Origin of the sequence: Glaciibacter sp. 2TAF33 (assembly GCF_052114945.1) — a bacterium.
Lineage (GTDB): Bacteria > Actinomycetota > Actinomycetes > Actinomycetales > Microbacteriaceae > Cryobacterium.
The window spans coordinates 1-446 of the sequence record NZ_JBFRFS010000036.1; the positions used below are offsets into that span (position 1 = coordinate 1).

Here is a 446-nt window from a genome sequence, read left to right on the forward strand (position 1 = left end):
AAACACCAAGCCGGCTGGACCTACACCCAAGCCCGCGACGGCAGCGGCACCCTCACCTGGACCACCCCCACCGGCCACACCTACATCACCGAACCCGACACCCCCATCACCGCCACCCTCCACCCCACCGCGACAACCGCGACCGCACAGACCACGGCAAGAGCGGAAGCGGAAGCGGCAGTGGCAGCAGCAGAAACGGCGGCAGCGGCAGCAGCGGCAGCAGCAGCAGCGGCAACGGCAGCAGCAGCTGAAGAGAAGCGCTACCTCGACGAGAACCCGCCCTTCTAATCAGCAGAACTGGCGCACTGACTGGATGGGGCAACAGGCCGGCTGATGGCTGTCGGCGAGTTATACGATGCGAAGCGGCAACGGCCCAGCCGACGGTCGAGGGCCACCGGACCTGTCGGTGCTACCAGCCGGGCGAGGGCTGGGCATGCGCGATCAGC

Annotated in this window: 1 pseudogene; it reads left to right on the forward strand. The window is 67.7% G+C overall.

The annotated features are described in order from the left end of the window. Positions 1-288: pseudogene (locus AB4Y94_RS17800) on the forward strand (hypothetical protein); the annotation flags it as partial. Positions 289-446: the final 158 nt, after the last annotated feature.